Origin of the sequence: Eubacterium uniforme (genome assembly GCF_900167115.1) — a bacterium.
GTDB classification, from domain to species: Bacteria; Bacillota; Clostridia; order Lachnospirales; family Lachnospiraceae; genus Eubacterium_S; species Eubacterium_S uniforme.
Map to the genome: position 1 here is coordinate 150,017 of NZ_FUXZ01000003.1, position 25,989 is coordinate 176,005.

The 25,989-nt window shown below is 33.2% G+C and carries 25 protein-coding genes; 4 read left to right on the forward strand and 21 right to left on the reverse strand.

All coding sequences use genetic code 11. The features are described from left to right. Positions 1-80: 80 nt before the first annotated feature. Positions 81-1,919: an alpha-amylase family glycosyl hydrolase gene (locus B5D16_RS02300; protein WP_078765351.1), complete on the reverse strand. Its 1,839-nt coding sequence runs from the start codon at positions 1,917-1,919 to the stop codon at positions 81-83. Between the two features lie 287 nt (positions 1,920-2,206). On the opposite strand from B5D16_RS02300, the gene B5D16_RS02305 reads away from it, so the two are divergent. Together B5D16_RS02305 and B5D16_RS02310 are read left to right on the forward strand one after the other, a co-directional pair. Further along, positions 2,207-3,085, forward strand: a complete 879-nt coding sequence (locus B5D16_RS02305; RefSeq protein WP_078765352.1) for a class I SAM-dependent methyltransferase — start codon at positions 2,207-2,209, stop codon at positions 3,083-3,085. 18 nt (positions 3,086-3,103) lie between these two features. Next, positions 3,104-4,894, forward strand: a complete 1,791-nt coding sequence (locus tag B5D16_RS02310; RefSeq protein WP_078765353.1) for a glycosyl hydrolase 53 family protein — start codon at positions 3,104-3,106, stop codon at positions 4,892-4,894. A 56-nt stretch (positions 4,895-4,950) separates the two neighbouring features. Here B5D16_RS02310 and B5D16_RS02315 read toward each other — a convergent pair whose 3' ends face one another. From B5D16_RS02315 to pdxR, 7 genes are all read right to left on the reverse strand, one after another. Further along, positions 4,951-5,976 carry a branched-chain amino acid aminotransferase gene (locus tag B5D16_RS02315; protein ID WP_078765354.1) on the reverse strand — a complete coding sequence of 342 codons (1,026 nt, stop codon included), beginning with the start codon at positions 5,974-5,976 and terminating at the stop codon, positions 4,951-4,953. Positions 5,977-6,191: 215 nt separating this feature from the next. Beyond that, positions 6,192-6,845, reverse strand: coding sequence for a fructose-6-phosphate aldolase (gene fsa, locus B5D16_RS02320; RefSeq protein ID WP_078765355.1), 654 nt, complete (start codon positions 6,843-6,845; stop codon positions 6,192-6,194). A gap of 30 nt (positions 6,846-6,875) precedes the next feature. Further along, positions 6,876-8,687 (reverse strand): choice-of-anchor A family protein, encoded by a 1,812-nt coding sequence (locus tag B5D16_RS02325; protein ID WP_159444259.1) that lies wholly within the window; start codon positions 8,685-8,687, stop codon positions 6,876-6,878. A 469-nt stretch (positions 8,688-9,156) separates the two neighbouring features. Beyond that, on the reverse strand, positions 9,157-10,233 hold the full coding sequence (locus B5D16_RS02330) for a GGDEF domain-containing protein (RefSeq protein ID WP_078765357.1): 1,077 nt from the start codon (positions 10,231-10,233) through the stop codon (positions 9,157-9,159). A 37-nt stretch (positions 10,234-10,270) separates the two neighbouring features. Further along, entirely contained in the window at positions 10,271-10,732 is a 462-nt protein-coding gene (locus tag B5D16_RS02335; RefSeq protein WP_078765358.1) for a low molecular weight protein-tyrosine-phosphatase, read from the reverse strand. 14 nt (positions 10,733-10,746) lie between these two features. Next, positions 10,747-11,412, reverse strand: a complete 666-nt coding sequence (locus tag B5D16_RS02340) for a YbhB/YbcL family Raf kinase inhibitor-like protein (RefSeq protein ID WP_078765359.1) — start codon at positions 11,410-11,412, stop codon at positions 10,747-10,749. A 97-nt stretch (positions 11,413-11,509) separates the two neighbouring features. Then, the gene (gene pdxR, locus B5D16_RS02345) at positions 11,510-12,898 is read right to left on the reverse strand and encodes a MocR-like pyridoxine biosynthesis transcription factor PdxR (RefSeq protein ID WP_078765360.1); all 1,389 of its coding nucleotides are present in this window, start codon (positions 12,896-12,898) and stop codon (positions 11,510-11,512) included. A 107-nt stretch (positions 12,899-13,005) separates the two neighbouring features. On the opposite strand from pdxR, the gene pdxS reads away from it, so the two are divergent. After that, positions 13,006-13,878, forward strand: coding sequence for a pyridoxal 5'-phosphate synthase lyase subunit PdxS (gene pdxS / locus B5D16_RS02350; protein ID WP_078765361.1), 873 nt, complete (start codon positions 13,006-13,008; stop codon positions 13,876-13,878). 1 nt (position 13,879) lies between these two features. After that, positions 13,880-14,437 carry a pyridoxal 5'-phosphate synthase glutaminase subunit PdxT gene (gene pdxT, locus B5D16_RS02355; RefSeq protein WP_078765362.1) on the forward strand — a complete coding sequence of 186 codons (558 nt, stop codon included), beginning with the start codon at positions 13,880-13,882 and terminating at the stop codon, positions 14,435-14,437. Positions 14,438-14,510: 73 nt separating this feature from the next. On the opposite strand, the gene B5D16_RS02360 is transcribed toward pdxT, so the two are convergent. The 13 genes from B5D16_RS02360 to B5D16_RS02420 all read right to left on the reverse strand — a co-directional run bounded on the left by B5D16_RS02360 (position 14,511) and on the right by B5D16_RS02420 (position 25,880). Then, positions 14,511-15,980, reverse strand: coding sequence for an amidase (locus B5D16_RS02360; protein WP_078765363.1), 1,470 nt, complete (start codon positions 15,978-15,980; stop codon positions 14,511-14,513). A 33-nt stretch (positions 15,981-16,013) separates the two neighbouring features. Further along, positions 16,014-16,766 carry a VUT family protein gene (locus B5D16_RS02365; RefSeq protein ID WP_078765364.1) on the reverse strand — a complete coding sequence of 251 codons (753 nt, stop codon included), beginning with the start codon at positions 16,764-16,766 and terminating at the stop codon, positions 16,014-16,016. A 137-nt stretch (positions 16,767-16,903) separates the two neighbouring features. Beyond that, positions 16,904-17,329: a GNAT family N-acetyltransferase gene (locus B5D16_RS02370; protein WP_078765365.1), complete on the reverse strand. Its 426-nt coding sequence runs from the start codon at positions 17,327-17,329 to the stop codon at positions 16,904-16,906. A 168-nt stretch (positions 17,330-17,497) separates the two neighbouring features. Beyond that, positions 17,498-18,601, reverse strand: coding sequence for a molybdopterin-synthase adenylyltransferase MoeB (moeB, locus tag B5D16_RS02375; RefSeq protein ID WP_078765366.1), 1,104 nt, complete (start codon positions 18,599-18,601; stop codon positions 17,498-17,500). A 44-nt stretch (positions 18,602-18,645) separates the two neighbouring features. Continuing rightward, positions 18,646-19,662 carry a DUF4003 family protein gene (locus B5D16_RS02380; RefSeq protein ID WP_078765367.1) on the reverse strand — a complete coding sequence of 339 codons (1,017 nt, stop codon included), beginning with the start codon at positions 19,660-19,662 and terminating at the stop codon, positions 18,646-18,648. Positions 19,663-19,813: 151 nt separating this feature from the next. Beyond that, the gene (locus B5D16_RS02385) at positions 19,814-20,239 is read right to left on the reverse strand and encodes a pyridoxamine 5'-phosphate oxidase family protein (RefSeq protein ID WP_078765368.1); all 426 of its coding nucleotides are present in this window, start codon (positions 20,237-20,239) and stop codon (positions 19,814-19,816) included. Between the two features lie 109 nt (positions 20,240-20,348). Further along, on the reverse strand, positions 20,349-21,179 hold the full coding sequence (locus B5D16_RS02390) for a helix-turn-helix domain-containing protein (RefSeq protein WP_078765369.1): 831 nt from the start codon (positions 21,177-21,179) through the stop codon (positions 20,349-20,351). 37 nt (positions 21,180-21,216) lie between these two features. Continuing rightward, positions 21,217-22,002, reverse strand: coding sequence for a class I SAM-dependent methyltransferase (locus tag B5D16_RS02395; protein WP_078765370.1), 786 nt, complete (start codon positions 22,000-22,002; stop codon positions 21,217-21,219). A gap of 9 nt (positions 22,003-22,011) precedes the next feature. Next, on the reverse strand, positions 22,012-22,497 hold the full coding sequence (locus B5D16_RS02400; RefSeq protein ID WP_078765371.1) for a GNAT family N-acetyltransferase: 486 nt from the start codon (positions 22,495-22,497) through the stop codon (positions 22,012-22,014). A gap of 13 nt (positions 22,498-22,510) precedes the next feature. Next, entirely contained in the window at positions 22,511-23,074 is a 564-nt protein-coding gene (locus B5D16_RS02405) for a GNAT family N-acetyltransferase (RefSeq protein ID WP_078765372.1), read from the reverse strand. Positions 23,075-23,200: 126 nt separating this feature from the next. Next, positions 23,201-24,025 carry a Cof-type HAD-IIB family hydrolase gene (locus B5D16_RS02410; protein ID WP_078765373.1) on the reverse strand — a complete coding sequence of 275 codons (825 nt, stop codon included), beginning with the start codon at positions 24,023-24,025 and terminating at the stop codon, positions 23,201-23,203. 11 nt (positions 24,026-24,036) lie between these two features. Further along, positions 24,037-24,858 (reverse strand): sugar phosphate isomerase/epimerase family protein, encoded by an 822-nt coding sequence (locus B5D16_RS02415; RefSeq protein ID WP_078765374.1) that lies wholly within the window; start codon positions 24,856-24,858, stop codon positions 24,037-24,039. 11 nt (positions 24,859-24,869) lie between these two features. Further along, positions 24,870-25,880: a virulence RhuM family protein gene (locus B5D16_RS02420; protein ID WP_078765375.1), complete on the reverse strand. Its 1,011-nt coding sequence runs from the start codon at positions 25,878-25,880 to the stop codon at positions 24,870-24,872. Between the last annotated feature and the right edge of the window lie 109 nt (positions 25,881-25,989).

The following is a 25,989-nucleotide window of genomic DNA, read 5'->3' on the forward strand; positions in this document are numbered from 1 at the left end:
CAAAAATCAATAGCATAAAACAATTAATTCTCACTCCGGCAAATATAACCATACTTTTTTCTTCTATATACAAATAATATCTATTTAGATAAAATAGCAATCGAATATGCTGGCATAATTAACTTTCCATCCTTCATATCAGGATATTCTTCATTTGTTTGTAAAATTCCCACTATCCATTTCCTTGTCTCTTCATCCGTTACCTTATTATCTTTCAAAATGAAACCGCATTTGCTTATATCAACTTCTGTTTCTTCTTCAGAAGTATTTATTACTATATATAACTCTTTTGCATATTCATTCTTTTGTTCATCTGTAAGGGCATTTGCTCCATCCTCAAAAGTTTTAAAACTTTCTAATCCACCTTTCTTAAGAGCACATATGTTTTTATCTGATAATTCTTCTAAAAGTTCATTCTTTCCTCTGGCTATCTGAGGATAAATATTTCTAAGCTTAATATTTTGCTTCATAAAATTATAAATTGAATATGGATCATCCTTTTGTTTTTCATATGATTCATACTTCATTTTAAATGTTGAACCTTCAGGATCTCCTGTCATGCCTGCATACTCTTCATCGCTCCAATACATATGAACTCTCTTATTTTCATCAGCACCAGAACCCTTCATACCAAGTTCCTCTCCATAATATAGAAAGGCTCTTCCACCCTGAAGCATATTCATAGCCCAGGCAATCTTAATCTTTTCATCTGCTTCATCTCCAGCGAAATATCCAGCCACCCTTCCAGTATCATGATTACTTAAAAATGGAGCATCAATAAAATTCTCATTATTACTTTCAAAATCATCATTAAACTTGCAAACCATCTCACCAAAATAAGATGCATCTTTACTTCCATTTAATATAGAAGAAATCACTCCACCCTTATCAGCAAATTCAAAGTTAAAAAAGCTATCTACTCCACTCTTATACATTGCTGAATAAGTTGGTTCATTAGTCCATGCTTCACCAACTATATAAGCATCTTCCTTTACAGATTTAACATAATTATTAAGCCATGTTAACACATCAATGTTTCCATCTAAATCACCACTCATATAATATGTAGTAGCATCTAACCTAAATCCGGATACACCTTTATCAAGCCAGAACTTCATAACTTTCTCGAGTTCTTTTCTTACATCAGCATTTGCTAGATTTAAGTCAGGCATTCCACCTGAGAACTGACATTCATAATAATAATCACTTTCACCAATCTGTCTATAACCGCTACCTGATTTTTCATCTGTTATATTATAGTATGAAAAAAACTTGCTGCATTTATTCTTATCAATCTTTTCTCCATGCTTAAGTGCACTTATTTCATTATACACTTCCTTAAACCAGGGATGTTCTGAGGATGTGTGATTGAAAACCATATCAAGGATAAGTTTAATTCCTCTCTTATTACACTCATTGACAAGGTTATCAAAGTCATCAAGATTTCCATACACTTCATCGATATTCATATAATCTACAACATCATACTTATGATATGAAGGCGATGGATGAATTGGCATAAGCCAAATCTGATCAACGCCAAGATCATCATCAGTCTCAGAATTACCATCATTAATATAATCAAGTTTACTAATAAGACCTTTTATATCACCTATTCCATCTCCATTACCATCACAAAAACTTCTCAAGAATACCTCATAGCAGGTACCATACTTATCATCAAGGTTATGATATTCACCATTATTAATATCATACATCTTAGGTAGAACATTATTCTCATCTCCATCATCCGATACCTTTGAAGTTGTTTCCTTATTACTTTCGTCTTTCTTATAACTAGCATTTCCCTTCTTTTTACCGCTACAGGCAGTTATACATAATACAGACATTGTGCATAGCACCAACTCCATTATTACATTCTTTTTTATTTTCAGTTTTAAAACATCTCTCTTCTTCATTTTTAGCCAATTTCTCCTTCTCTTTTTTGTTTATGGAAACCTTTCCTTAAACATTTTCTATCATATCATCTTTTCTCAATATGTTCAAGTTGACTTTAATAACTCCAATAGGTAAAATTATATATGTTATCAGAACTTGCATTTTGCAAGTTCCACAGACTTATGCAATAAATCTGTAAATCACGAAGTGATTTGATAACATACTGAAATAATGCAAAGCATTTTTGAAGTATTTGTATATTCTCTATATAATACTTCAAATTATTAAATATACAGGAGAAACATTAATGATTATTGCAGATGGTTGGAAAGATTATGAAGTAATTGATACTTCAGGTGGTGAAAAACTTGAGAGATGGGGAGATTTTATGTTGATTAGACCTGATCCTCAGGTTATATGGAATACACCTAAAAGTAATAAATTTTGGAAAAGTCCTAATGCACATTATCACAGAAGTGCTAAAGGTGGCGGAAGCTGGGAATTCTTTGATTTACCCGAAAGTTGGACTATCAATTATAAAGAATTAACATTCAACTTAAAACCTTTTAGTTTTAAACATACAGGATTATTTCCAGAGCAGGCAGCTAACTGGGATTGGTTTTCTTCTATAATAAAGAAGGAAAAGAAAAAGAATCCTGATAAGGAAGTTAAAGTATTAAACTTATTTGCTTATACTGGTGGTGCTACAATTGCCGCCGCAGCTGCTGGTGCTGCTGTAACTCATGTTGATGCATCAAAGGGTATGGTTAACTGGGCTAAGGAAAATGCTGCTTCAAGCAATTTATCAGATAAGCCTATACGTTGGCTTGTTGATGATTGTAAGAAATTTGTCGAAAGAGAAATCAGACGAGGTAACAAATACGACGGAATTATTATGGATCCACCTTCATACGGAAGAGGTCCTAAAGGTGAGATTTGGAAAATCGAAGATAACATTCACGATTTTATCAAACTCTGTACAAAGATTCTTTCAGACAAACCTCTCTTCTTCCTAGTTAACTCATATACGACAGGTCTCGCACCTTCAGTTCTCACATATATGATTGAAACTGAAGTCGGAAAGAAATTCGGTGGACATACACACAGTGATGAACTTGGACTTCCTGTTAAGGATACCGGATTAGTACTTCCTTGTGGTGCATCAGGAAGATGGGAGAACAATTAATAGAAAGAGAGAGAATTTATGAAAAAGAATTACATTAAACCATTAATCTGCGCTTGCAGTTTAGTATTTGCTAGTGCAGTAACTGTTAGCGCTGAACCAGTTAATGAAAGCGTTAAGGTTAATAAAGTCAACATCAATGATGACTTTGCACTTGGAATGGATATTTCAAGTATTATCGCCTTAGAAAAAGGTGGTGTTACATATTGTGATGAAGATGGTAATAAGAAAGATATTTTCGAACTTTGTCACGAAAGTGGAACTAATTACATTCGTGTCAGAATATGGAACAATCCTAAAAATGCAAACGGTGAATATTATGGCGGTGGTAACAACGATTTAAATACTGCTCTTTTAATAGGAAAAAGAGCTACCAACGCTAATATGAAAGTCCTAATTGATTTACATTATTCTGATTTTTGGACTGACCCTAGCAAGTTCATTGCACCTAAGGATTGGACAAAACTAAACCCTAACGAAGTGTCTGATAGAATTTATGGTTGGACCAAAACTGTACTTAATGCATTTGCTAAAGATAAAATCAATGTTGGTATGATTCAAATTGGAAATGAAATTAATAACGGTTTTGTTTCTGAACGTACATGGCAACCTGGAAGTGGTGGATTATTAAATGAAAACTACTGTAATTATTTAAATGCAGGTTTAAAAGCAGTTACTGATTTTAATAATGCGAATAAGGCTTCTATTAAAAGAGTTCTTCATTTCACTGAGCCTAATAAAGGTTGTGGAACAATATATGCGAAACTAGAAAGAAACGGTGTTACTGATTACGATGTATTTGCTACATCATATTACCCTGATATTCACGGTGATTTAGAGAACTTATACTCTACTCTTTCACAAATTGGTGATACCACAAAGAAAGAGATTATGGTTGCCGAAACAAACTATCCAACATATGGAGATAACGACAAAACAAAATATCCATATGGTGTTTCAGTTCAGGGACAGGCCTCATTTCTAAGAGCATTAATCAACACTGTTAATAGCATCGATTATAATTTTGATAATAAATCTGATGGTATTGGCGTATTTTACTGGGAACCTGCTTGGCCACAAATAAAACAATGGGATAAATATGGTACAGGTTGGGCTTCAAAAGCTGCTAGCGATTATTTAGATATCAACGGAAAAGGTTACGGATTTGGACAAACACCAACTAACAAAATATCGTTATTTGCTAATAGATCAAAAAATGTTCAGCAAATGTTTGATTCATTCAAAACTTATAAATACATAAAAACAGGAAAGAATAAACTTGCCAACATAAAAAAAACTACTGTAAGTAGACCTACAAACAAACTTACAATTAAATGGAGCAAGGTTTCAAAAGCATCAAAATATAAAGTATACAGAAGCACAGGAACTAATGGAGTTTATAAACTTATTGGTACTACTTCTTCAACAAAATTTATAGATAAAAAAGCTAAAGAAGGACATACATATTTATATAGTATTCGCGCATATGCAAAAAATGAAATTGATTCAAGTAACGGAACAGAACCAATTTCAGTATATGTTCCTAAGACAGTTAAGAAATTTAAAATTACTAAAAACGCAGACTCATATAAACTTACATGGGCTAAGGATAAATCAACAAGCGGGTATATAATTTATAAAGCAAGCAAAAAGAATGGTCGTTACAAAGCAATAAAGAATACAAATTCGGCTAAAAAGCGAAACTTAAAAGTAAAACTAACTGATAAAGGTTACTACAAAGTAAGAGCATATTATACAGTTGGAAAGAATAAAGTATTTGGTTCATTTAGTAAAATAAAAAGAATTAAATAGTATAAAAAAGGATGTAGCATAAGCTACATCCTTTTTGCGTTTAAAACATTTTATAATTATTTAACTTCTACAATCCATCCTTCTGGAGCTTCAATTCTACCCATCTGGATACCTGTAAGAGTTTCATATAACTTCTTAGTAATAGGACCCATCTCTTCCATTCCACTTGGGAATACGATTTCCTGATCCTTATTTACGATTTTACCTACTGGTGAAATAACTGCAGCTGTACCACATAATCCACATTCAGCGAAATCCTTAACTTCATCAAATAAAACTTCTCTTTCTTCAACTTCAAGTCCTAAATAATCCTTAGCAACTGTCATAAGTGAACGACGTGTAATTGATGGTAATATACTATTTGACTTAGGAGTTACAACCTTACCATCTTTAGTTACAAATAAGAAGTTAGCTCCACCTGTTTCTTCAACCTTTGTTCTAGTCTGTGGATCAAGATACATATTTTCATCAAAGCCTTCTGCATGAGCAGTTACAATAGCATGTAAACTCATAGCATAGTTAAGACCTGCTTTGATATGTCCTGTTCCATGAGGAGCTGCTCTATCGAAATCACTTACTCTAATTGTAATAGGCTTAGCGCCACCCTTAAAGTAAGGACCTACTGGTGTAGTAAATACTCTAAACTGATATTCTTCAGCTGGCTTAACACCAATAACTGGAGAACTACCAAACATATAAGGACGAACATAAAGTGTAGCACCTGTTCCATAAGGTGGTACATAAGCTTCATTAGCCTTTACTGTATTTAATACTGCTTCAACAAATTTATCTTCTGGATATACAGGCATCTCAAGTCTTCTAGCTGAATCAGCAAATCTTGATGCGTTAAGGTCAGGTCTGAATGTTACAATTCTACCATCCTCTGTTGTATATGCCTTTAATCCCTCAAATACAGTCTGTGCATACTGAAGAACACCTGCACACTCTGATATTGTAATTGTGTCATCTTCTGTAAGTACACCGCCATCCCATGCACCGTTTTTAAAATTTGAAACAAATCTCTTATCCGTCTTAACATAGCCAAATCCAATATTTGACCAATCAATGTTTTTCTTTTCCATGATAAGTTCCTCCGTCTTTTATTTATTTACTCTAATAAATATTATAGACTTTTTTCAAGTAAAGTCAATAAATTAAATCAACAAATACTTATATAAAATCAATAAATTCAAGGTTAATTGTTATACTATGCAAACATAAAAAAGGTTACCCAAAATTTTGGATAACCCTTTTTAAGGAAATTCATTTATGAAAAAAAGAATTATTAAGTTCTAATTTATTCACCAAATACAGCAACGTAGTCTGCAATGAATTTTTCAATACCCTGATCAGTAAGTGGATGCTTAACCATCTGAGCAATTACTCCATAAGGAATTGTTGCGATGTCAGCACCAGCAAGAGCACACTTTGTAACATGTGTTGTGTTTCTTACTGAAGCAGCAATTATTTCTGTTTCATATCCATAAATAGCAAATACTTCTGCAATTTCTTCGATAAGAGCCATACCATCCATATTGATGTCATCAATTCTACCAATAAATGGTGATACATAAGCTGCACCAGCATTTGCTGCTAAAATAGCCTGATTAGTTGAAAAGACAAGTGTAACATTAACTTTGATACCTTCACTAGCTAAAACCTTAGTTGCTTTAAGACCTTCAGCTGTCATAGGAATCTTAACTACCATGTTCTTGTGAAGAGCAGCGATTTCTCTACCTTCTTTGATCATATCTTCAGCCTTAACTGTAGTAGCTTTTACTTCGCCACTGATAGGACCATCAACGATTTCTGTGATTTCCTTTAATACTTCTGTTACATTTCTACCTTCTTTTGCGATAAGTGATGGATTTGTTGTAACACCACAAATAACACCCATATCGTTTGCTTTTTTAATGTCTTCTACATTAGCTGTGTCAATGAAAAATTTCATTTCTTTTCTCCTTTGGTTTTATATTTTATTTTAGTTTTCTTTTTTAACTCTTTTAAGAACTATAACACCAGCAAGAGATACAACGCATACCATAGCCATAAGTGGAATATTAGCGTTATCACCTGTCTGAGGAGTTGTATCTTCTACATATTCTGAAGAATCTGTTTCTGTTTCTTCCTCTTCTTCTTCAGATTCCTCTTCGTAATCTTCTTCAGATTCTCTTTCTTCATCAAGAACCATTTCTGTTTCTTCTTCAGTTGCTTTAACTGTTGTTGTCTGAGTTTCAACTACAACGTCCTGTGTAGGAGCTTCTGTTGTCTTCTGCTGTGTTGTAGCTTCTGTTGTTGTTTCTGTAGGAGCTTCTGTTGTAGCTTCTGTTTCAATTACAACATCCTGTGTAGGAGCTTCTGTTGTGATTTCTTCTGTTGTTGTCTCTTCTGTTGTAGTCTCAATTACTACTGCTTCTGTTGTAGGTTCTTCTGTTGTTGTTTCTGTTTCAATTACAACTTCTTCTGTTGTAGGCTCTTCTGTTGTAATTTCTTCTGTTGTTGTTTCTTCTGTTGTAGCCTCTGTTTCAATTATAACGTCTTCTGTTGTAGGCTCTTCTGTTGTGATTTCTTCTGTTGTTGTTTCTTCTGTTGTAGCCTCTGTTTCAATTATAACTTCCTCTGTTGTAGGCTCCTCTGTTGTGATTTCCTCTGTAGTTGTCTCTTCAGTTGTAGCCTCTGTTGTAATTTCTTCTGTTGTTGTTTCTTCAACTGTTGTTGTTTCTTCAACAGTTGTTGTTTCTTCCTGCTTCTCAACGAACTGCTTAAATGGATTCTGGTGAATTTCACAACCATCATTCTTAACTGTCTTAGCAAATACTGAACCGTTATGTGTAGACTGAACTACTACATCAGCCTTAGGTGCTAAAACAACACCGATATTCTCCTGCTGGAAAGTAAGTGTTGATTCTGATCCAGCAAAGTTAAATAATACTAAACCACCACAAACACCATAACCATCATTGTTTCCATTTACAGTTACTCTTCTATTAAAGTTATATGTTCCTTTGTTTGCATCTGTTACGTTAACTACTAATGAAAAAGCTTCATTAGATGGACCCTTAACATCAATCATGTAATTTTCAAGTTCATCAGCTGTGATTGTAATTACATTCTTGCCTGCTCCACAGTCAACGACAATCTTTCTATTATTAAAATCAACATCCATGCTATCTTTAACTACTGTTGTATTTTTACCAACTGTATCTTCACCCATTCTAGCATTTGCATATGTAGAAAGTGAACTCATAGCCTTTGAAAAATCAATCTTATAATCTGTTTTATCTGTTGTTGTAATTTCTTTTACATTCATACTAGCCTGACTATTATAATTTGCAGTCTTTCCATTGTATGAAACTGAAACACCAGTGTTATTATTAAAAGAATAATCAAAAGTTGTTCCCTTAGGAAGAACTAAAAGATCAGTATCAACACCGTTGTTAGTCTGTAAATTACTAATATCATCTACATCACCGATATAAATGAGATTTTCATTTGGATTAATATATCCTTGTACATTACCTGTGATACCACAAATATCACCTTTAGTAATTAAACTACCTGTAGCAAATGTACCTTCCATATGGTTATCTTTTTTAAACTCCTCTGCAACTACTGCGAAGCTGTTTGCACTTCCTAAATCATCAGCTGTTGCATACTGGTATGTTGTCACTTTACCAGAACTTTCTGATCCACCAAAGATTCCCCATGGTGTGTTATGGCCTAATGCCATAGTTGTAAATAATGTCACCCCTGCTGCTGTCGCTAAGATTTTGTTTCTCAAATCCTTTTTCATATTCATCCTCACTTTTTTTCTTTTTTAAACTATTTACCTGTTACTCTCCAGTAAAAATCTCTTAGCAAACTGTATAAATTATAATTGCATGAACGATTTAATCATCGTTACCACACAACCTTCTCTAATTATAAACTATTTTTACGGAATTTCAAGCATTCTAGGGCATTTTCGGCTTTTTTCAGAAGTATTTATTTATTTTAATGTATAGAAAATACTCGTTTTGTGCAACATTAACAATGAATATATGTACGTTAAAAAATAGTCAAGAAAAACGGAAACTATTTTTTCCTTATAGTTTCCGTTAACTTAAAAATATGTCATTTTTCTTTGATTTATTTTAATATAATAAGAATTTTTGCCTTATTTCACTTTAACGATTTAGTAAACATAATTTTTTTATAATATCTCAATAAATTTAGATTATGCAAATTGCATAAATTTTTATTTTTCTAAAAAAGATAAAAAATCACCTACTTCTTCTATCGTTTCCTCGTTGTTTGTAAAATAAAGCCTTATCTTCATACATAGCTTTATCTGACTTCTTAATAGTTTCTTCTAAATCCTCATTTCCTTCCACAAGTGAATATCCCACAGAAATAAAATATCCATTATTATTTATACTTTCTTTTATTGAGTCAGTTGCTTTTTTAATTCTATCCTTACTATTATGAAATACCAGAATCAAAAATTCATCCCCACCTACTCTATATGCTTGAGCGTCATAACCTAGTGCTTGTTCAATACATAAACCAATTGTAGCTAACGCTTTATCTCCAGCTTGGTGTCCCTGTTTATCATTTATCTCCTTAAGTCCATTCATGTCTAGAGACACAACTGCTTTTATATCTTTAGCAAATACTACGCTATCCTCATAAAACGCCTGTCTATTTAAAAGCCCCGTCAATGAATCTCTTCTATTATCATGAGTGTATAAAAAAACATAAAACGAAATACTACTAATCATAATAGCTTCATTAAGTCTTATACCACCTGCATAAGCATCAACAAGAGAAGATGCCAAGCACAATAATGCACATATCGGAATAACTAATCTTTCATATCCTTTTTCTTCAATCACAAATTTACGAGTAGTCCATAAAATCATAACCAAATAAAGAATAGGAACAGCAAATGCTACTAATCCCAAAGGGCCACGGTAAAAAGCATAGTTTTCATCAAACCCAAAGGCTATGTCTGTAAAGAACGCTGTCCCTGAAACTAACAGCGTTATAAAACACGGAATCCATACCAATGGGCTTTGTTTTTTCTTTGGCATAACAACGAGCAACAATCCAACAGCTGCAACTGAACGAAATGTATAACCTATAACTGAAAGCAAGGTTCTCCAAAACCTCAGGGATTCATAATTAGCAGTCATAGTTTCAAAAGAATCTTCTATCACCAAAACAATGCAACTTACTACTGTTACCCAAAAGAATTTAGTTTCTACATCCCTAAATGATTTCCTGTACCATAGTTTCAATGAAAATAAAATAATCATAAACACCGTAATCAGATGTCTATAAATCATATCCATTACCATATTTTGTCCCCCATAAATACACTAAACAAACAATCTACTAACCTTCTCTTTTTAGTACAAAGTCTAAAAATGCATCAAGTCCTTCCACGATATCATCATATGTTTTATCAAAATTTCCAGTATACCATGGATCTGCGATATCTCTTGGATTATCAGTATAATCTAGCAACATCGATACCTTATTATCTTTATCCTCTCCAATAATTCTATTAATGTTTTTTATATTCCATTTATCCATACCTATAATGTAATCCCAATTAGCGTAATCAGATTTCTTAAGCTGAGTAGCCCTATGAGGAAGTACCGCAATTCCAACCTCTCTCATTTTATTAACCGTACCATAATGAGGTCCATTTCCAATCTCCTCAGTACTTGTAGCCATTGAATCTATTATAAACTTATCCGCTATATTCAATTTATTAACCATATCCTGCATGACAAATTGCGCCATTGTAGACCTACATATATTGCCGTGGCAGATGAATAAAACTTTTATCATAAACTATTCCTCACTTATTCTCCTGCTGTATAAGTTCCTTTTATAGTTCCTATAGCAAGAATGTTACCTTCTTCCCCATCATCCGTTATATTACAGTTAAATTTATTATCTCTAAATCCAATATTGCTTTTATCAAACTCTCCATATACTTCTGAAACAGGATTCTTTAATGCAATAACATAAATCTCATATTCATGTGTACCACCCGGTGGATATGGACCTACATATTCTTCAGAATCAGCCCATCCCTGTTTCAATTTTGTTTTCTTTACATCCTTTGACTTCCAATGCATCCAGCTACCTGCTGTGTTATCAACCATATATACAACATATGAATCAGCACCTTCAACTGCTTCCCATGAAAGCTGTGGTGATACATTTGAGCCCTCCTCTGTATTTGTAATCTTGGTATCCCAAACTCCATCGTGCAAATCCTTAGATTTAACTTCAATTGCTGCTACATCACTTTCTGAAAAAGTTGCTTCTGTTGTTTCTTCAACTGTCTCTTTTTCAGTAGTAGCCTCTATTGTTTCAGCATCTGTATTTTCGGTCTGTTTAACTTCTTCATTCTTACTTACTGTGGCTTTAGTACTCTCCACATCATTCTTTGAACTGCTGCCACAAGCTGAAACACTTAAAGCAGCAACTGTACATAATGTAACTAGTAATTTCTTCTTCATCAGTATACTCCTCCAATTATTTTTATTATAACAAATTTGCACTGCATATTCTATTTCTTACAGATTTTATTTAACCAAAATGAATACTTTTTAATTCTTATAAAACTTTCTTAAGCATTTTAATTTTTTCCATCAACATATCAATATCAATACTCGAATAATTAACTATGAATATATGATAATCCTTCACTTCATCCATATAATAATCACTTACCGCCTGAACTATAATGCCATGACTCTTAAGTAATTCCTTAAACTTACAATCACTCATTTTTATGTTTAACTTCAAATTAAAATGAAGCCCCGAGTCATTCTCAATGATTTCATATTTATCCTTTGGAAGTTCATGCTCAATTGCATCAATAAGCGCCTTCCTCTTCTTGCCATAATAAATTCTCATTCTATTAATATGCTTTTCAAAATATCCCCTTGATATGAATGACGCCAAAGTATACTGTTCAAATGTTGGAACCGTACATGAATAAAATCCAAGTTCCTGTTTATATTTCTTCAGCAAATGCTCCGGCAAAATCATATAACTTATTCTCATAGTTGAAGCAAGCGACTTTGAAAAAGTATTCATATATATAACCTTTTCACACGCATCAATATTAAAGAATGGAGATATCGGCATACCATTAACCCTAAACTCACTATCGTAATCATCCTCAATAATATATCTTCCATCCTTCTCATTCGCCCACGCAAGAAGTTCATACCTTCTGCTAACAGGCATTGTAATACCTGTTGGAAAATGATGCGTCGGACAAATATGAATAACATCAGCCTTCTTTTCCTTTATCTTATTAACACTAATTCCCTGCTCATCGATATCAGCATAAACACACTTAACATTATTACTCTCATAAATCTGCTTAGGCTTCATATACCCAGGATTTTCAACACAGAATACCTTATCCCTTCCAAGAAGATTCACAAGCACACCATAAAGATACTCAGTTCCTGCACCAATAATAATCTGATCAGGATTAATGTCCATACCTCTATAAGAAGATAGGTGCTCCGCAACCGCAACCCTAAGTTCAAAGACACCCGTCTTTTCAGAATTATCAAGTAGCTGTTCAGTTTTCTCTGAAAGTGTCTCCCTCATAAGTTTACTCCAAACCGAAAAAGGAAAACTTCCTGCATCCGCTTTATTCGACGAAATATCAAATAAGTAATCCGCCACTTTACTTTCAGATCTATTATTAACGGCCTTAACCGTACCTTTCTTAATGCCTAAATTCGGAATATCCACAACATAATACCCCTTCTTGGGTACCGACTGGATATATCCTTCTGACTCTAACTGGCCATATGCATTCTCAATTGTAATAGTGCTTACTCCCAAATTCCCAGCAAATGCTCTTTTCGATGGAAGCTTTGTTCCCGGCTCAATTCTGCCTTCTGAAATATCTTTCTTAAGACACTGATACAAATAAACATATATCGGCCCAGAAGCACAAGACAAATCATAAGTTAACATATGTGAACCTCCAATCTGGCATCTCAAAAACCTTTATTTTGGATATTTTAAATATGCCACTTTAGTTATAACATAATTACTATCATAATTCAATCGGAGGTAGAGAAATGTCAGAACAATATGAATTAAACAAAGGATTAGCACAAATGTTAAAAGGTGGAGTTATTATGGATGTAACTACTCCTGAGCAGGCAAAGATTGCAGAAGCAGCTGGAGCCTGTGCTGTAATGGCACTTGAAAGAATTCCAGCAGATATAAGAGCAGCTGGTGGTGTATCACGCATGAGTGACCCTAAAATGATAAAAGGAATACAAGAAGCAGTTTCAATTCCTGTTATGGCAAAATGTCGAATTGGACATTTCGCTGAAGCGCAAATATTAAAAGCTATAGAAATAGATTATATAGATGAATCAGAAGTTCTTTCTCCTGCAGATGATGTTTATCATATAGATAAAAAAGAGTTTAAAGTTCCTTTCGTATGTGGAGCTAGAGATTTAGGCGAAGCACTTAGACGAATCAACGAAGGTGCATCTATGATAAGAACTAAAGGAGAACCAGGAACTGGTGATGTTGTTCAAGCTGTAAGACATATAAGGAAAATGAATTCAGAAATAGCCCGAGTTGCTTCTTTAAGAGAAGATGAACTCTATGAAGCTGCTAAAGAATATCGTGTTCCTTATGATTTAATTAAATATGTTCATGAGAACAAACGACTTCCAGTTGTAAATTTTGCAGCTGGTGGCGTTGCGACTCCTGCCGACGCATCACTTATGATGCAGTTAGGTGCTGAGGGTGTATTTGTTGGTTCAGGAATTTTTAAATCTGGTGATCCAGCTAAAAGAGCTGCTGCCATTGTTCAGGCAGTTACAAACTATAATGACCCAGAACTAATTGCAAAACTTTCAGAAGACCTAGGTGAAGCAATGGTTGGTATTAATGAAAATGAAATCAAATTAATCATGGAAGAAAGAGGTCAGTAAAATGAGAATTGGAATACTTGCAGTTCAGGGAGCATTTGCTGAACATGAAGATGTTCTAAAAAAGCTAGGTGCAGAGACTATCCTATTAAGACAAAAGGATGATATCAAAAATATTGATGCGCTAGTTCTTCCTGGTGGTGAAAGCACCGTTCAGGGAAAACTCATCCGTGAGCTTGATATGTATAATCCACTAAAAGAACTAATCAACAGTGGCATACCAGTCCTTGCAACATGCGCTGGCCTTATACTTTTATCAGAGCGTATAGCAAATGACCCTAACACTTATCTTGGTACTCTTCCTGTTACAGTTAAACGAAATGCTTACGGAAGGCAACTTGGAAGTTTTAATGCAATTGGAAAAGTTGGTGAACTTCCTGAATTTAAAATGTCTTTTATACGTGCTCCAATAATCGAAGATGTTTCTGATGATGTTAAAATTCTTGCTAAAGTTGATGAACAAATTGTTGGAGTTAAATATAAAAATCAAATCGGATTATCTTTTCATCCAGAAATAGGTATCGACACACGAATACACGAATTATTTTTAAAACAACTATAGAATACCTTTATTACATAAAAAGGAGATTCTCAAATATATGAGTAATCTCCTTTTATACATACAAATATTTAGATTAATCTATCTTTCTATTATATGCCTTTTCATAACTCCAAGGAGCTATTTGCTCAAAGGCATAAGCTACAGCAAACACATCTTCATCTCTAAATTTCTTTCCAATAATCTGCATTCCAACCGGAAGCCCATCCTTAGTAAATCCAGCTGGAACAGAAGCAGCAGGATTACCAGTGAAGTTTTCAAAGAATGTTTCACAAAATCCTATAAGTTGTTCCACCTTAACCCCATTAACACATTCAGGTCCCTTTGTATTAAAATCATTTGCGTTCTTAACGGGCGGACAAATCGTTACAGGTGCAATAATAATATCATATTTATCAAACACATCCTGCTGCGCATCTAAAATCTCCGTTCTTAAATCATTAAAATATCTATAATCCATAATAGTTGATTTAAGTGCTAGTTCATTCCAATATATAAATTCCTCTGGAAGTTCCTCACGATGATCTTTAATCAAATCAAAACCATCCTTCTTCCAAAGTTCCATATCAATTGCCGTATCAATACATATACTTCTGCACCACAAATTAGCATATTCTTCCTGACTATGTTTAAAGTTAAAATGAACGTAATCAACACATGCTCCAGCAAGCTTAAGTTTTAAAGCTGCACTCTCTACTATTTGCGCTACTTCCTTATCAACAGTAAACACATCAAAATCAGTAGTAAATGCAATCTTCCAATCAGCAATAGGCTTTTTCATAAGTTCAGTAAAATCCTTCTTGCCATGATCTAGACTTAGTGGATCTCTTGGATTGTACTTTGCCATATAATTAAGCATCATTGCACTATCGCTAACAGTTCTTGTGATTGCTCCATTAAAACAATATGGATGTGTCGCCGTCCATCCATCCGGTCTACAAACACTTGGAATAGTTCCAACTGATGCCTTAAATCCAAAACATGAACACCATGATGATGGAATACGAATTGAGCCACCTCCATCAGAACCTTCTGCCATAGGAAGCATACCATCTGCAACTGCTGCTGCACTTCCACCTGATGAGCCACCTGAGTTATAACCAACTTTAAAAGGTGTACTTGTTGGTCCATAAAGCTTATTATCACAAGTTCCTCTAAAAGCAAATGCAGGTGCATTAGTTTTACCAATTGCAATTGCACCAGCCTCCCTTGCTGCTGCATAAAAAGCCGAATCTTCAGGGTCTTCCATAATTAAAGACTTAACGCCACCATGACTATTAGTCCATCCTTTCTTAGATGGTAAAAAATCCTTAAGTCCTACAGGAACCCCAGCAAATGGTCCCACATCTTCTTTTTTCGCTATTCTCTCTTCAAGCTTTTTCGCTTCAACTTTAGCTTCTTCAATTTTAGTATAAGTAAAGGCATTGATACTTGGATTTCTCTTTTCTATTCGATCAGCGAAATAATCAATCACTTCAGTTGGTGTAATATTACCACTATTCACTTCCCTACCTAGTTCAATACCTGATAATTCTTCTAACTTCATATATATACCTTCCATTAAAATCACAAAAAAGGCTTATGCAGCCTTTTTTGTATTATCTACTAATTTAATATATTCTACGCCTACACCTTCATTCTCCCAGTTCTTAGAAATACGATATCCAAGTGGTGAGAATATAGCTTCAGCTGCAAGTTCAATAAGCATAGATGTTATTGAACATATAAATACCTGCATCCAGTTCCATCCAAAAAACATATGTGAAACAAGTGCTGAGAATACAAAGTTATCAACCCACTGTCCGATTCCAGTTGATAAGAAACTTCTAATTGCAAAGCCCTTAAAATCACCCTTATCTGCCATACGACCAACGGCTTCATTTGCTAATGAATTAACTATTGCAGATAAAAACATAGCAACAGCTGAACCTAATACGACATACCATGCCATACCAAATGCTCCATTAAGACTTGCATTAATATAATCACCAGTTTTTTCATCTGGAGCACTATAATAGCCAGCCCAACGACCTGGTGTCATTGATAATAATTTAAAAGCAATAGCTGTTACAACATTAAATAAAATTGCTAAAAGTGAAATTTTTGTAGACGCTTTAGCTCCAAATCTCTTACAGATACAATCCATACAAAGAAATGGAATCCATGATAAAGCCAGACCACAATTGATGCATACAAACCTAGAACTATAAAGTTCCTTACTAGCCACTAAGTTCATGCACACAACGGACAGAATAAAGATAGTTGTCACCAATGTTGGTACATTGTTTAGAAGGATTTTAAACTCCTTCCACTCACGTTTGATTGTTTTCATATTAATTCTCCTTTGGTTTTAATATTTTACAAGCAGGATATCGGACCCGAACTGCTTGGCACTCTTGTGCAAATACAATTATAATTAATTTTTTAAAAATTACAAGTATTTTATTATATTTCTATAAATCTTATTTTCTAATCTATAAATCCTTCTTTTCTATAATACTCTTCATCATGATACATAGCGTAACCTGTTTTCATTTTAGAAAATCCCCAATGCTCATATAAACCAAAATGTTTTGGATGAGTATAAAGCGTAATGGTACAACCCTCTAACTGATTTATTAAATTATCCAAAACAACCTTACCTAAACCAACTCCTCGATATTCATCCCTTACCGCTATATTAAACAAAGAAGCCTGACATATCCCATCAGATATAGCTCTACCAACTCCTATAATTTTATCTTTATCTTTTATAAAAACTACTGCATAACTATTTTCAAACACCATTTGCTGGGTTTTCGTATCAAAATTGCTTAATCCATAAAAATTCAAAATATCTCTTACTTGCTCAAAATCAATATCATCACATGATTTTATTATTTCATATTTGCTCATATTACTACCTCATTACTGCAGAAAACAGAGGCTATAAAATAAACCTCTGTTTTCCTAGTCAGTTTCTAAATTATGTACCATACATATTTTATCATTCTAAAATAAAATTGTATAATTATTAATATATATTACTTGCAATTACTTATTCATATAGCAAATACTTTTACCTTACTTTACACTACAACCTTCTATTAAATATTCTTCGCGATTTTCCTTTATATTAATAATGTCTGCATGCTCACCACATACTCGACAATTAGGGTTCTTGCTAGGAAGTTTTGCAATTCTTGTATTCATGGAAAGCGCATCAAACACAAACATCCTATTAGTTAGTAGTTCTCCAGCACCGGTAAAATACTTAATGGCCTCAAGTGCCTGAATACTTCCGATGGTACCAGCCATAGCACCTATCACACCGGCTTCAGAACAATTTGGAATACTACCCTTATCAGGTATTTCTTCAAATATGCATCTATAGCACGAAGATTTATCTGGGACATAAGTCATGACCTGACCTTCAAATCTAAGTATGCCTGCATGACAAAATGGTTTCTTTAATAGAACACAAGTATCATTAATCAAAAACTTGGTTTCAAAATTGTCAACTCCATCAATAACAAAATCATAATCCGATATTATACGTTCAGCATTATCAGGAGTTAAAAATTCTTTATAAGCTTGTACTCTAATTTTACTATTTAATTTTTCTAAAACCTTCTTAGTTGCTTCTGCCTTATTTTCATCTAACATCGTTTCATTAAAAGCAATTTGTCTTTGAAGATTAGTCATAGAAACATTATCAGCATCCATAATTCCAATCTTACCAATGCCTGCTCCTGCAAGATATAAGGCAACTGGTGACCCTAAGCCTCCAGCCCCCACAATTAAAACCTTTGCATTTTTAAGTTTCTTCTGACCCTCGCTTCCAATCTGAGGCAAAATAATCTGACGATCATATCTTAAAAGTTCATCTTCATCGTAACCTGTAGCATACGCTAGAAGCCATGATCTAAATCCACCTTCAAGGTTATACGCATCGTAACCCAAATTCCTCAATTCATCAACAATAGGTTTACTATTTTTCCCGTATGTACAATAAACTACATACTTCTTTGTGACATCTAGTGGAAGCTTATCTTCCACATCTGTCACCTTTTCAAGTGCAACCGCTCTATCAATATGTCCGTGATTATACGCGATCTCACCTCTCGTATCAACATATATTACATCATCTTTATTCCAAGTACTAATTTCTTCTAATGAAACATTCATGTCATACCTCATTTAATCTAGCTTTTTATATTTTATGTAAACTATTAATTATTCGATGAAGCTGCGGCTGATGCTGCTAAAATAACAACCATCATAAGAGCTACCTGCTCAGCTATAATTGTTGCAAGAGTACCTGTAAGCGCTGCACTACCTGTAACATTTACATCCTTATCATATTCATCTGCAACTAGCATTGCGGCGAACATTAATCTCTTTGTAGCGCCTAAAGACCAATTGCCAAAACCCTTCTTTTTCTCAAGATACTCATTAGCCTCAATAATCTCCTCAACTAATTTATCAACATCTTCATCAACATCTACCAATGCACCAATTGAAGCAAACTCATATGACTTACCATACTTTGTACCATGTGCAGCAAATGCCTTATAAATCTGCATAGCCTTATCACATTTTTCCTTAATATCACCTCTTGATGCAGCTAAAACCTGACTTAAATTATAAGCCATGCCTGAATCAACTTTATCTTTCTTATAGTCTTTCTTTAAATAATTATATCCTTCTTCAATTTCTTCAAATAAAACATCTACTTCCTTACCTTCAAGAACACCAAGCATCTGGAATGGAACATCATCTGTTGAAGTTAAAATAGGATGTTTCTTATTTAACTTTTTAAATAAATCTTTCTGATTATTTATAATATCAACCAACTCAGAAAGATCATTTCTATCATCAATCTTATGAGTTTCATATATACTCATGGCTGCTAAAATAAAATAACCAGAATCACTTAAAGTTCCTTTAGTTAAAACTTTATAAATAGCCTGAATATCATCAATATACTTTTCAGGATTATCCGCAATTGCCATCTTACTTACAACCATAAGTTCAGATGTTGATCTAAAAGACGAAAACATCCCCGCTTTCTTTTTTAAAATCTTTCTACACTCTTTAAATTTTTCAATATCAACCTTAGCCCTAGCTGATGTGTAAACAAGACTTGATGCAACTGTCATTAACTCTGATTCAAGTTTGTTACCCTTCCTAAGTATCTCTTTGTTTTCAACAAACAAATCAATTTTACTCTTTACATTTTCTTTCATTCTTTTACCTCCATATGTTACATAGTATAAACTATACCTTTTTCATTATATCACACATAAAAACAATGTCCCATATTTTTAGGACATTGTTTTTATTAATCCATATTTTTTTCCTTTGATTGTTTTTCCACAATTCTAATTCACATCATACTTAATGTTTAGTTATCTCTATATATTCCTTAGCCTCAAAATTTGTTTGCATAGTCCAAGTTGTACCAACACAATTTGTCACACGAAAAACAGTAAGTAAATTATCTATCCCCATATCCTTCCATGCCTGTAAAAATTTACGTGTTGGATGTGCAAAAATATCCTCCCTAAGTTTCGGGCTATCATCTATATGTGCAACACCTCTTACTCGTAATTGAGTATCAGGACTGTTAAAACATATCTCAACATTTGGATTTTTCATAAGTTGCTTACAAAAATCCTTTGTGTTAGCTGTATGAAATACTATTCCATCTTCATCTGCTTTAAAAAGTAAAATAGCTCTAACTCTAGGTTTATCATCCTCAACAGTAGCTACCTGCATTACAGGATTTGCATTCATAAAAGCAATCATTTCTTCTTTTGTCATAATATTTTCCTCCTATCAATTTTTGAATATTATAACAAACATAATTTCAATATGCTTTATGAATCCTGCTTCGAATTTATATAATCCTGCAATTTTTTCATATCATCTTCTAAACATAATGTTTTTGATATTCTGTAGGTGACATCCCCATCTTATCTGTAAAATATTTTGAGAAATGTGATAAACTTGAAAACCCACATGATTCTGCAACATCCGTCAATGATACATTTTTTCTTCGCATCATATTTTGAGCTTTTTGAAGTCTAACTTCTAACAGATAATCAATCGGAGACACTCCAATCTCAGATTTAAACTTATGTGATAAACTTGATGAAGATATATAAGTTAATCTAGCCAGCTGTTCCACAGTGATTTTTTCAGAATAATGTTGCTCTATATAATGCTGTGCTCTAGCCACAGAATAATCTGAAGAAATTGCTCTCATATCCACCGATTCACCGAGCATACTTCTAATAATCCAATGGCCTATAAGAGTTTCATGTGCTCCTATAGTAACATTTGAATTTGGCATAGACTTTGAAGATTCAAATGCAAACATATTCAAATATTTAAGAATATCATTACATATCTCAACATAAATATTATCATATTTAGGAATCACCTTTGAATCCACATCATACATAAAATAAATTTGTTCAAAAAAATCTTTCTCTATCAAAATAACATAATAATCATTTGATAATTCTTCATGAAATTTTATATACGGTGAACAGATTATAGATACATAATGATTATGATGTTTTGCTTGTAAATTAAAATCTATTACTATTCTATAAAACCCTAATTTATCATTAAAAACTTCCGAATCCTTACCGATTTTAGATATTGGAATCAAAAGACTCATATTAGATTGTGTAAATGTATCAAATTCCTTGTTTTCAACAAACAATTCAATCTTTTCCTTTACAGATTCATTCATTATCTTTCTTTCCTCCAATAAATCTTTTATAAATCATTCATATACTAACTGAAATAAATAATCCATATTCCTTTGGAACATTTAATATGCCATCTTTCATGTGCTTTGCTAAAGCATCCTTAATCTCATCCCTAGGTATACTTTCTAGCGATGTCATATTTGAAAGTGAATAAATATAATCCACTATATCATCAAGATTAGTTACTGCAAGTGAATCCTCATAATTAACTTTTGTAACTTCGCCAAAGAACTTTGATAGAGTCTCTCCACCATTTTGAAGAGTAAAACTCTTATCAACAGTATCCTCTACACCATACTTACCAAGCACCTTCGAAAGATACTCTATTATACCATGTTCTCCATATGTTGCACTATAAAAAAGTCCACCATTCTTCAAAACTCTTTTTACTTCTGATAAGCCCTTATTACGGTCTGGCACGTGATATAACATCATATTTGCTATAACAATATCAAATGTATCATCCTCATATGGGATGTTCTGTATGTCAATTGCCTTATACTCAATATTATCTGCTTCGCCAATATTATCTCTAATTGTATCAACCATGCCTTCAGAGAAATCAGATAATACAATCTTTAAACATTTCTTGATTAAATCTTCATGACCTTTCCACATGCTTCCTGTACCACAACCTAATTCAAGCACTTTCATTCCTTCTTCAATTTTATAATTTGAAACTATAAAATTACTAAATCCCTGTTTATTAGTCGAATACTTATCATGTATTGATATTCTTGTATTTAAATTTCCAGATGTAGCATACTGATTCTTAACATCTTTTGCGTTATTAATTGTTTCCATAGTCTTCTCCTATTCTGTCAATTCCATCCCCAAGTAACCACATGTAAATGGAAAAAAGTCAAACTTCTTAGTCCCTAGATGAACAAATCCCTGATCTTCGTACCATTTTCTTAAAACTTTGTTTTCTTCAACAATACTTAGTATCATTTTACTACTATGTAATTCTTTTGCCTTACTGATAGCATCATCAAGTAATGCTTTTCCTATGTTCTTATGTCTATACTCTGGAAGTACACATAAACTTCCAACTTCACACATATCTTCATTAATCATTAAATTATAATAACCAACTAGTTTCCCATCTTCAAAATATCCATACATAGGTCTGTGTTGTTCATACTTCCACTGTTTCATTTTATTTTCATCAGTAGCGAAAGCAGTGAATGCTGGTGCATTCTCCTTTGTAATATAAAATTCTTCTGCCACCGTCATAAAACTTTCTCTTATAACATTTATGCATTTTTCAAAATCATCTTCTGTAATTTCTCTTATCATAAACAATCTCCATTTACTTCTTTACAATCCAATAGTCATAAAATTTTTTATTCTCTAGTCCATTCAAACAAACTTCACTTTTTGTAAAGCCAAACTTACTGAATGCTTCAATTCTTTCAACTGCATAAATTGGAACTTTAGAAATAATTTCATCACAATCAAAAAGCTCGTATGCTGGTTCAATAATGATTGAAAGGATTTCGCTAATAGCATCTTCTCTTTCATATGCACTTCCAAGATCAAGTCTTAATACTCCAACTTCACCAAAATTACCATCCGACTCTCTGTGGAACAATTCAATTGTACCAACTGCTTTTCCTATACTTTTATCAATAATTGTCCATCTTACAAAATAACCTTCACCATAAGAATAAATCCAAAAATCAATTGCTGAATCCATCCTCTCCTTTGTAGGATAATAGAAATTATCCCCATGACAATTATCGCTATTAAAGAATGGAAGCGCATTCTTATCAGAATAAACGCTTAATAATTCTTCTGAATCTTCTTTCTTTGTTAATCGTAATAACCACTTATCACTTTCAAAACCAGGACATACATCATATACATTTGCCATACGAACACCTCCTACAATTTATATCTCATATCAATATACTTCTGAACTCTGTCTTCAAAATAAATCATTTACTCTAATCAAATCTCCTATAAAGATCCTTGCGTTTTAATCCATTTCTTTTAATTCCTATTTGATGCTTTCTCCCTTTACCCTTTCATATAACCACTTAGCAACACCATCTTCATCATTACATGCTATAACGCCTGTTGCTATTTCCTTTAGTTCATCAACTGCATTCTCTACAGCATATGCTTCGTCAGCAATTTCAAACATATCAATATCATTAACACCATCACCAAATACAACGAGGCGATCACAGTTAAGCATATCTTTTAACTGTTTTATTGCATTTGCTTTAGATGCATTCTTTGGTATAATTTCAAGCCACTGATTTCCCGTATACATATCCTTTTGAAAAAAGCAATGATACTTATCCTTATACTTATCATAGAATGGCTTAAGTTTACTCTCATCATCAATAAGTGTTAGATAAAAAATCTCGCCTGCAATTAGTTCTTCTAAACTTTTAATCGGTCTATATCTACTGTCATTTTCCCTTGTTAATGCAAATTCTAAAGTTACATCATTAACTTCATCAATATTAAATGTGAATCTTTCAACTCCATCAACATATGCATAAACAATAGGTGACAAATCATGTTCAATCAATTCTAAAACAACTTCTTTAATTTCTTCATCAAAGAAATTCTTCAAAAGCATTTCACCAGAAGCATTATCTCTAACAAATACTCCATTATATACAATCAAAGGAAAATCCGCTGTCATCCCTTCAGTTACTTTATGAGATGTATTATATGAACGTGCTGTGGCATATGAAAAAAGTAAGCCTTCTTCAACAAGTTCATTAATAATTTTATTTGTAAAATCAGATGTCTTCTGGTTCGTTCTTAAAAGTGTACCATCAAGATCTGATACATATAATGTCTTCATAAATCTCCACCTTATAAATTTTCCTTAAGCCAATCAACCGACTTTCTTAAAGCCTCAATTGTCTTTGTTTCAAGAACACATCTTGCATTAACACCCTTTGCAAGCTGCAATCTTGCATGTAAATTTATCTCACCATCACCAAGTGCAAGGTGATTCTTTGGTGGTTCTTCTGAACCATCATGAATATGAAAATGCATAAGTTTATCTTCATGTTTTGTAATAAATGGAACATCAATTTCCTTTATTCCTTTTGAATGACCAATATCCCAAGTTAAACCAAACTTATCATTTTCAAGCATGTAATCAATTGCCTTTTTTTCGTATTCTCTAAAACCATCAGTGTTTTCAATAACAATATTGATATCACTATCACCAATCCATTTTTCACACTTACATTTAAACTCAACAAATGACTTCATGTAAGTTTCAAAGTCCCTATCATACATTTGAACCTTTCTGTCAGGAAGAGTAATATATATACCATGATTCATATGCATATTTAATGTAAGAGGCTGACTTCTATCCCCATACTTATTCTTTAAAACTAAAAACTTTTTAGCAACCTCTATTGTTCTTCTCACAGTTTCAAGATAAGCATCTGTAACGAGTCTATTAAAGTCAGCAATATTCAAATTTTCATCAAGATGAATAGTGTAGTAAATTCCAGTTTTCTCAGCAAGTTCAATAAACTTCTCTGTATCTTCAAGCTTATCAATCTGATACTCAGGGAAATTCATGTTTAATTCAATGAACTTAAGTCCCAACTCTTTACACAAATTTACATTATCTTCAAGTGTACGATTTTCAATTAATGTTGGCATTCCAAACTGCATATACTACCTCCTTATTTTGTGTTTCTCTTTCTTTTCTTGACTTCTTTCTCCACACCTTTAATACTCTTTAAATATTCTTCTTCTACCGGTGACAAGGTAATCTCCTGATACTTTCGATACTCTGTCTTCGCCTTCTTCATAGCCTCTTCATGGCTAACCTTTCCTGGTCCCTCTAATAGTTTTCGATTTCCGGAAGTAAGAATAGCATCCAACTGTTCTACATAATCGCTCATATACATCGGTTTATGCTCTATAGCATTGATTTCTGCCAAGTCAAAGTAACCAGATACAAGGTTATTAAGAATTTTCAGTTCATCCTCTTTTAAATAATTCTTCGCTATTCCAATATCTTTTAATGCTGGTAACTCTCCAGCAAATGAAGTTAATCCCATAAATGGTTCTTCAGCATCTGCTCTTTCATATATCACTTCTGCTGCAGTATGACCATGTACTGCATAATGTAACTTATTCTGAACAATTTTAAAGAACTGTACTGATTCATCACTTCTAGGGTTATAGTCCACACTAGTTGCATAAAGATCTAAAACCTGTCTGTAAAGTACCTTTTCGGAAGAACGGATATCACGTATTCTATCTAAAAGTTCCTTCCAATAATTTCCACCACCGTTTCCTTTTAGCCGTTCATCATCCATGGCAAATCCTTTGATAATATATTCCTTTAATACAGAATTTGCCCATATTCGAAACTGGGTACCTCTCTGAGATTTCACGCGGTATCCCACAGAAATAATGACATCAAGATTAAAATATTCAAGATTACGTTCTACCTTTCTTCCCCCCTCGTTTTGAACTGTTGCAAAAAATGCAACAGTTGACTCACGAACCAGTTCTCCTTCTTTAAAAATCTTATTAATATGTCTAGAAATCGTAGATTTATCTCTCTGAAACAGCTCAGCCATTTGGTCTATCGTCAGCCATACCGTCTCATTTTGTAGACTAACCTCTAATCTACTCAATCCGTCCTCCGTCTGGTAGATAACTACTTCGCCCTTATTATCCATTGTCTAAATATCTCCTTACATTAGCCATTTAAGTTCTTCCTCATAATACATATTTAATTATACAACAAGAACATATGTTTGTCTATATCATTCATTAAACCAAAGCAGA

Bases quoted from the DNA above. Each gene is read 5' to 3' on its own strand.
- B5D16_RS02420 (WP_078765375.1), bottom strand. From the start codon at position 25,880: ATGGATAATAAGGGCGAAGTAGTTATCTACCAGACGGAGGACGGATTG.
- B5D16_RS02365 (WP_078765364.1), bottom strand. From the start codon at position 16,766: ATGAAAACAATCAAACGTGAGTGGAAGGAGTTTAAAATCCTTCTAAAC.
- B5D16_RS02340 (WP_078765359.1), bottom strand. From the start codon at position 11,412: ATGAAGAAGAAATTACTAGTTACATTATGTACAGTTGCTGCTTTAAGT.
- pdxR (WP_078765360.1), bottom strand. From the start codon at position 12,898: ATGTTAACTTATGATTTGTCTTGTGCTTCTGGGCCGATATATGTTTAT.
- pdxS (WP_078765361.1), top strand. From the start codon at position 13,006: ATGTCAGAACAATATGAATTAAACAAAGGATTAGCACAAATGTTAAAA.
- B5D16_RS02305 (WP_078765352.1), top strand. From the start codon at position 2,207: ATGATTATTGCAGATGGTTGGAAAGATTATGAAGTAATTGATACTTCA.
- B5D16_RS02315 (WP_078765354.1), bottom strand. From the start codon at position 5,976: ATGGAAAAGAAAAACATTGATTGGTCAAATATTGGATTTGGCTATGTT.
- B5D16_RS02400 (WP_078765371.1), bottom strand. From the start codon at position 22,497: ATGATAAGAGAAATTACAGAAGATGATTTTGAAAAATGCATAAATGTT.
- B5D16_RS02385 (WP_078765368.1), bottom strand. From the start codon at position 20,239: ATGACAAAAGAAGAAATGATTGCTTTTATGAATGCAAATCCTGTAATG.
- B5D16_RS02330 (WP_078765357.1), bottom strand. From the start codon at position 10,233: ATGGTAATGGATATGATTTATAGACATCTGATTACGGTGTTTATGATT.
- B5D16_RS02335 (WP_078765358.1), bottom strand. From the start codon at position 10,732: ATGATAAAAGTTTTATTCATCTGCCACGGCAATATATGTAGGTCTACA.
- B5D16_RS02410 (WP_078765373.1), bottom strand. From the start codon at position 24,025: ATGAAGACATTATATGTATCAGATCTTGATGGTACACTTTTAAGAACG.
- B5D16_RS02370 (WP_078765365.1), bottom strand. From the start codon at position 17,329: ATGAGCAAATATGAAATAATAAAATCATGTGATGATATTGATTTTGAG.
- B5D16_RS02405 (WP_078765372.1), bottom strand. From the start codon at position 23,074: ATGGCAAATGTATATGATGTATGTCCTGGTTTTGAAAGTGATAAGTGG.
- B5D16_RS02395 (WP_078765370.1), bottom strand. From the start codon at position 22,002: ATGGAAACAATTAATAACGCAAAAGATGTTAAGAATCAGTATGCTACA.
- B5D16_RS02310 (WP_078765353.1), top strand. From the start codon at position 3,104: ATGAAAAAGAATTACATTAAACCATTAATCTGCGCTTGCAGTTTAGTA.
- fsa (WP_078765355.1), bottom strand. From the start codon at position 6,845: ATGAAATTTTTCATTGACACAGCTAATGTAGAAGACATTAAAAAAGCA.
- B5D16_RS02380 (WP_078765367.1), bottom strand. From the start codon at position 19,662: ATGAAAGAAAATGTAAAGAGTAAAATTGATTTGTTTGTTGAAAACAAA.
- pdxT (WP_078765362.1), top strand. From the start codon at position 13,880: ATGAGAATTGGAATACTTGCAGTTCAGGGAGCATTTGCTGAACATGAA.
- B5D16_RS02390 (WP_078765369.1), bottom strand. From the start codon at position 21,179: ATGAATGAATCTGTAAAGGAAAAGATTGAATTGTTTGTTGAAAACAAG.
- B5D16_RS02300 (WP_078765351.1), bottom strand. From the start codon at position 1,919: ATGAAGAAGAGAGATGTTTTAAAACTGAAAATAAAAAAGAATGTAATA.
- B5D16_RS02325 (WP_159444259.1), bottom strand. From the start codon at position 8,687: ATGAAAAAGGATTTGAGAAACAAAATCTTAGCGACAGCAGCAGGGGTG.
- moeB (WP_078765366.1), bottom strand. From the start codon at position 18,601: ATGAATGTTTCATTAGAAGAAATTAGTACTTGGAATAAAGATGATGTA.
- B5D16_RS02360 (WP_078765363.1), bottom strand. From the start codon at position 15,980: ATGAAGTTAGAAGAATTATCAGGTATTGAACTAGGTAGGGAAGTGAAT.
- B5D16_RS02415 (WP_078765374.1), bottom strand. From the start codon at position 24,858: ATGCAGTTTGGAATGCCAACATTAATTGAAAATCGTACACTTGAAGAT.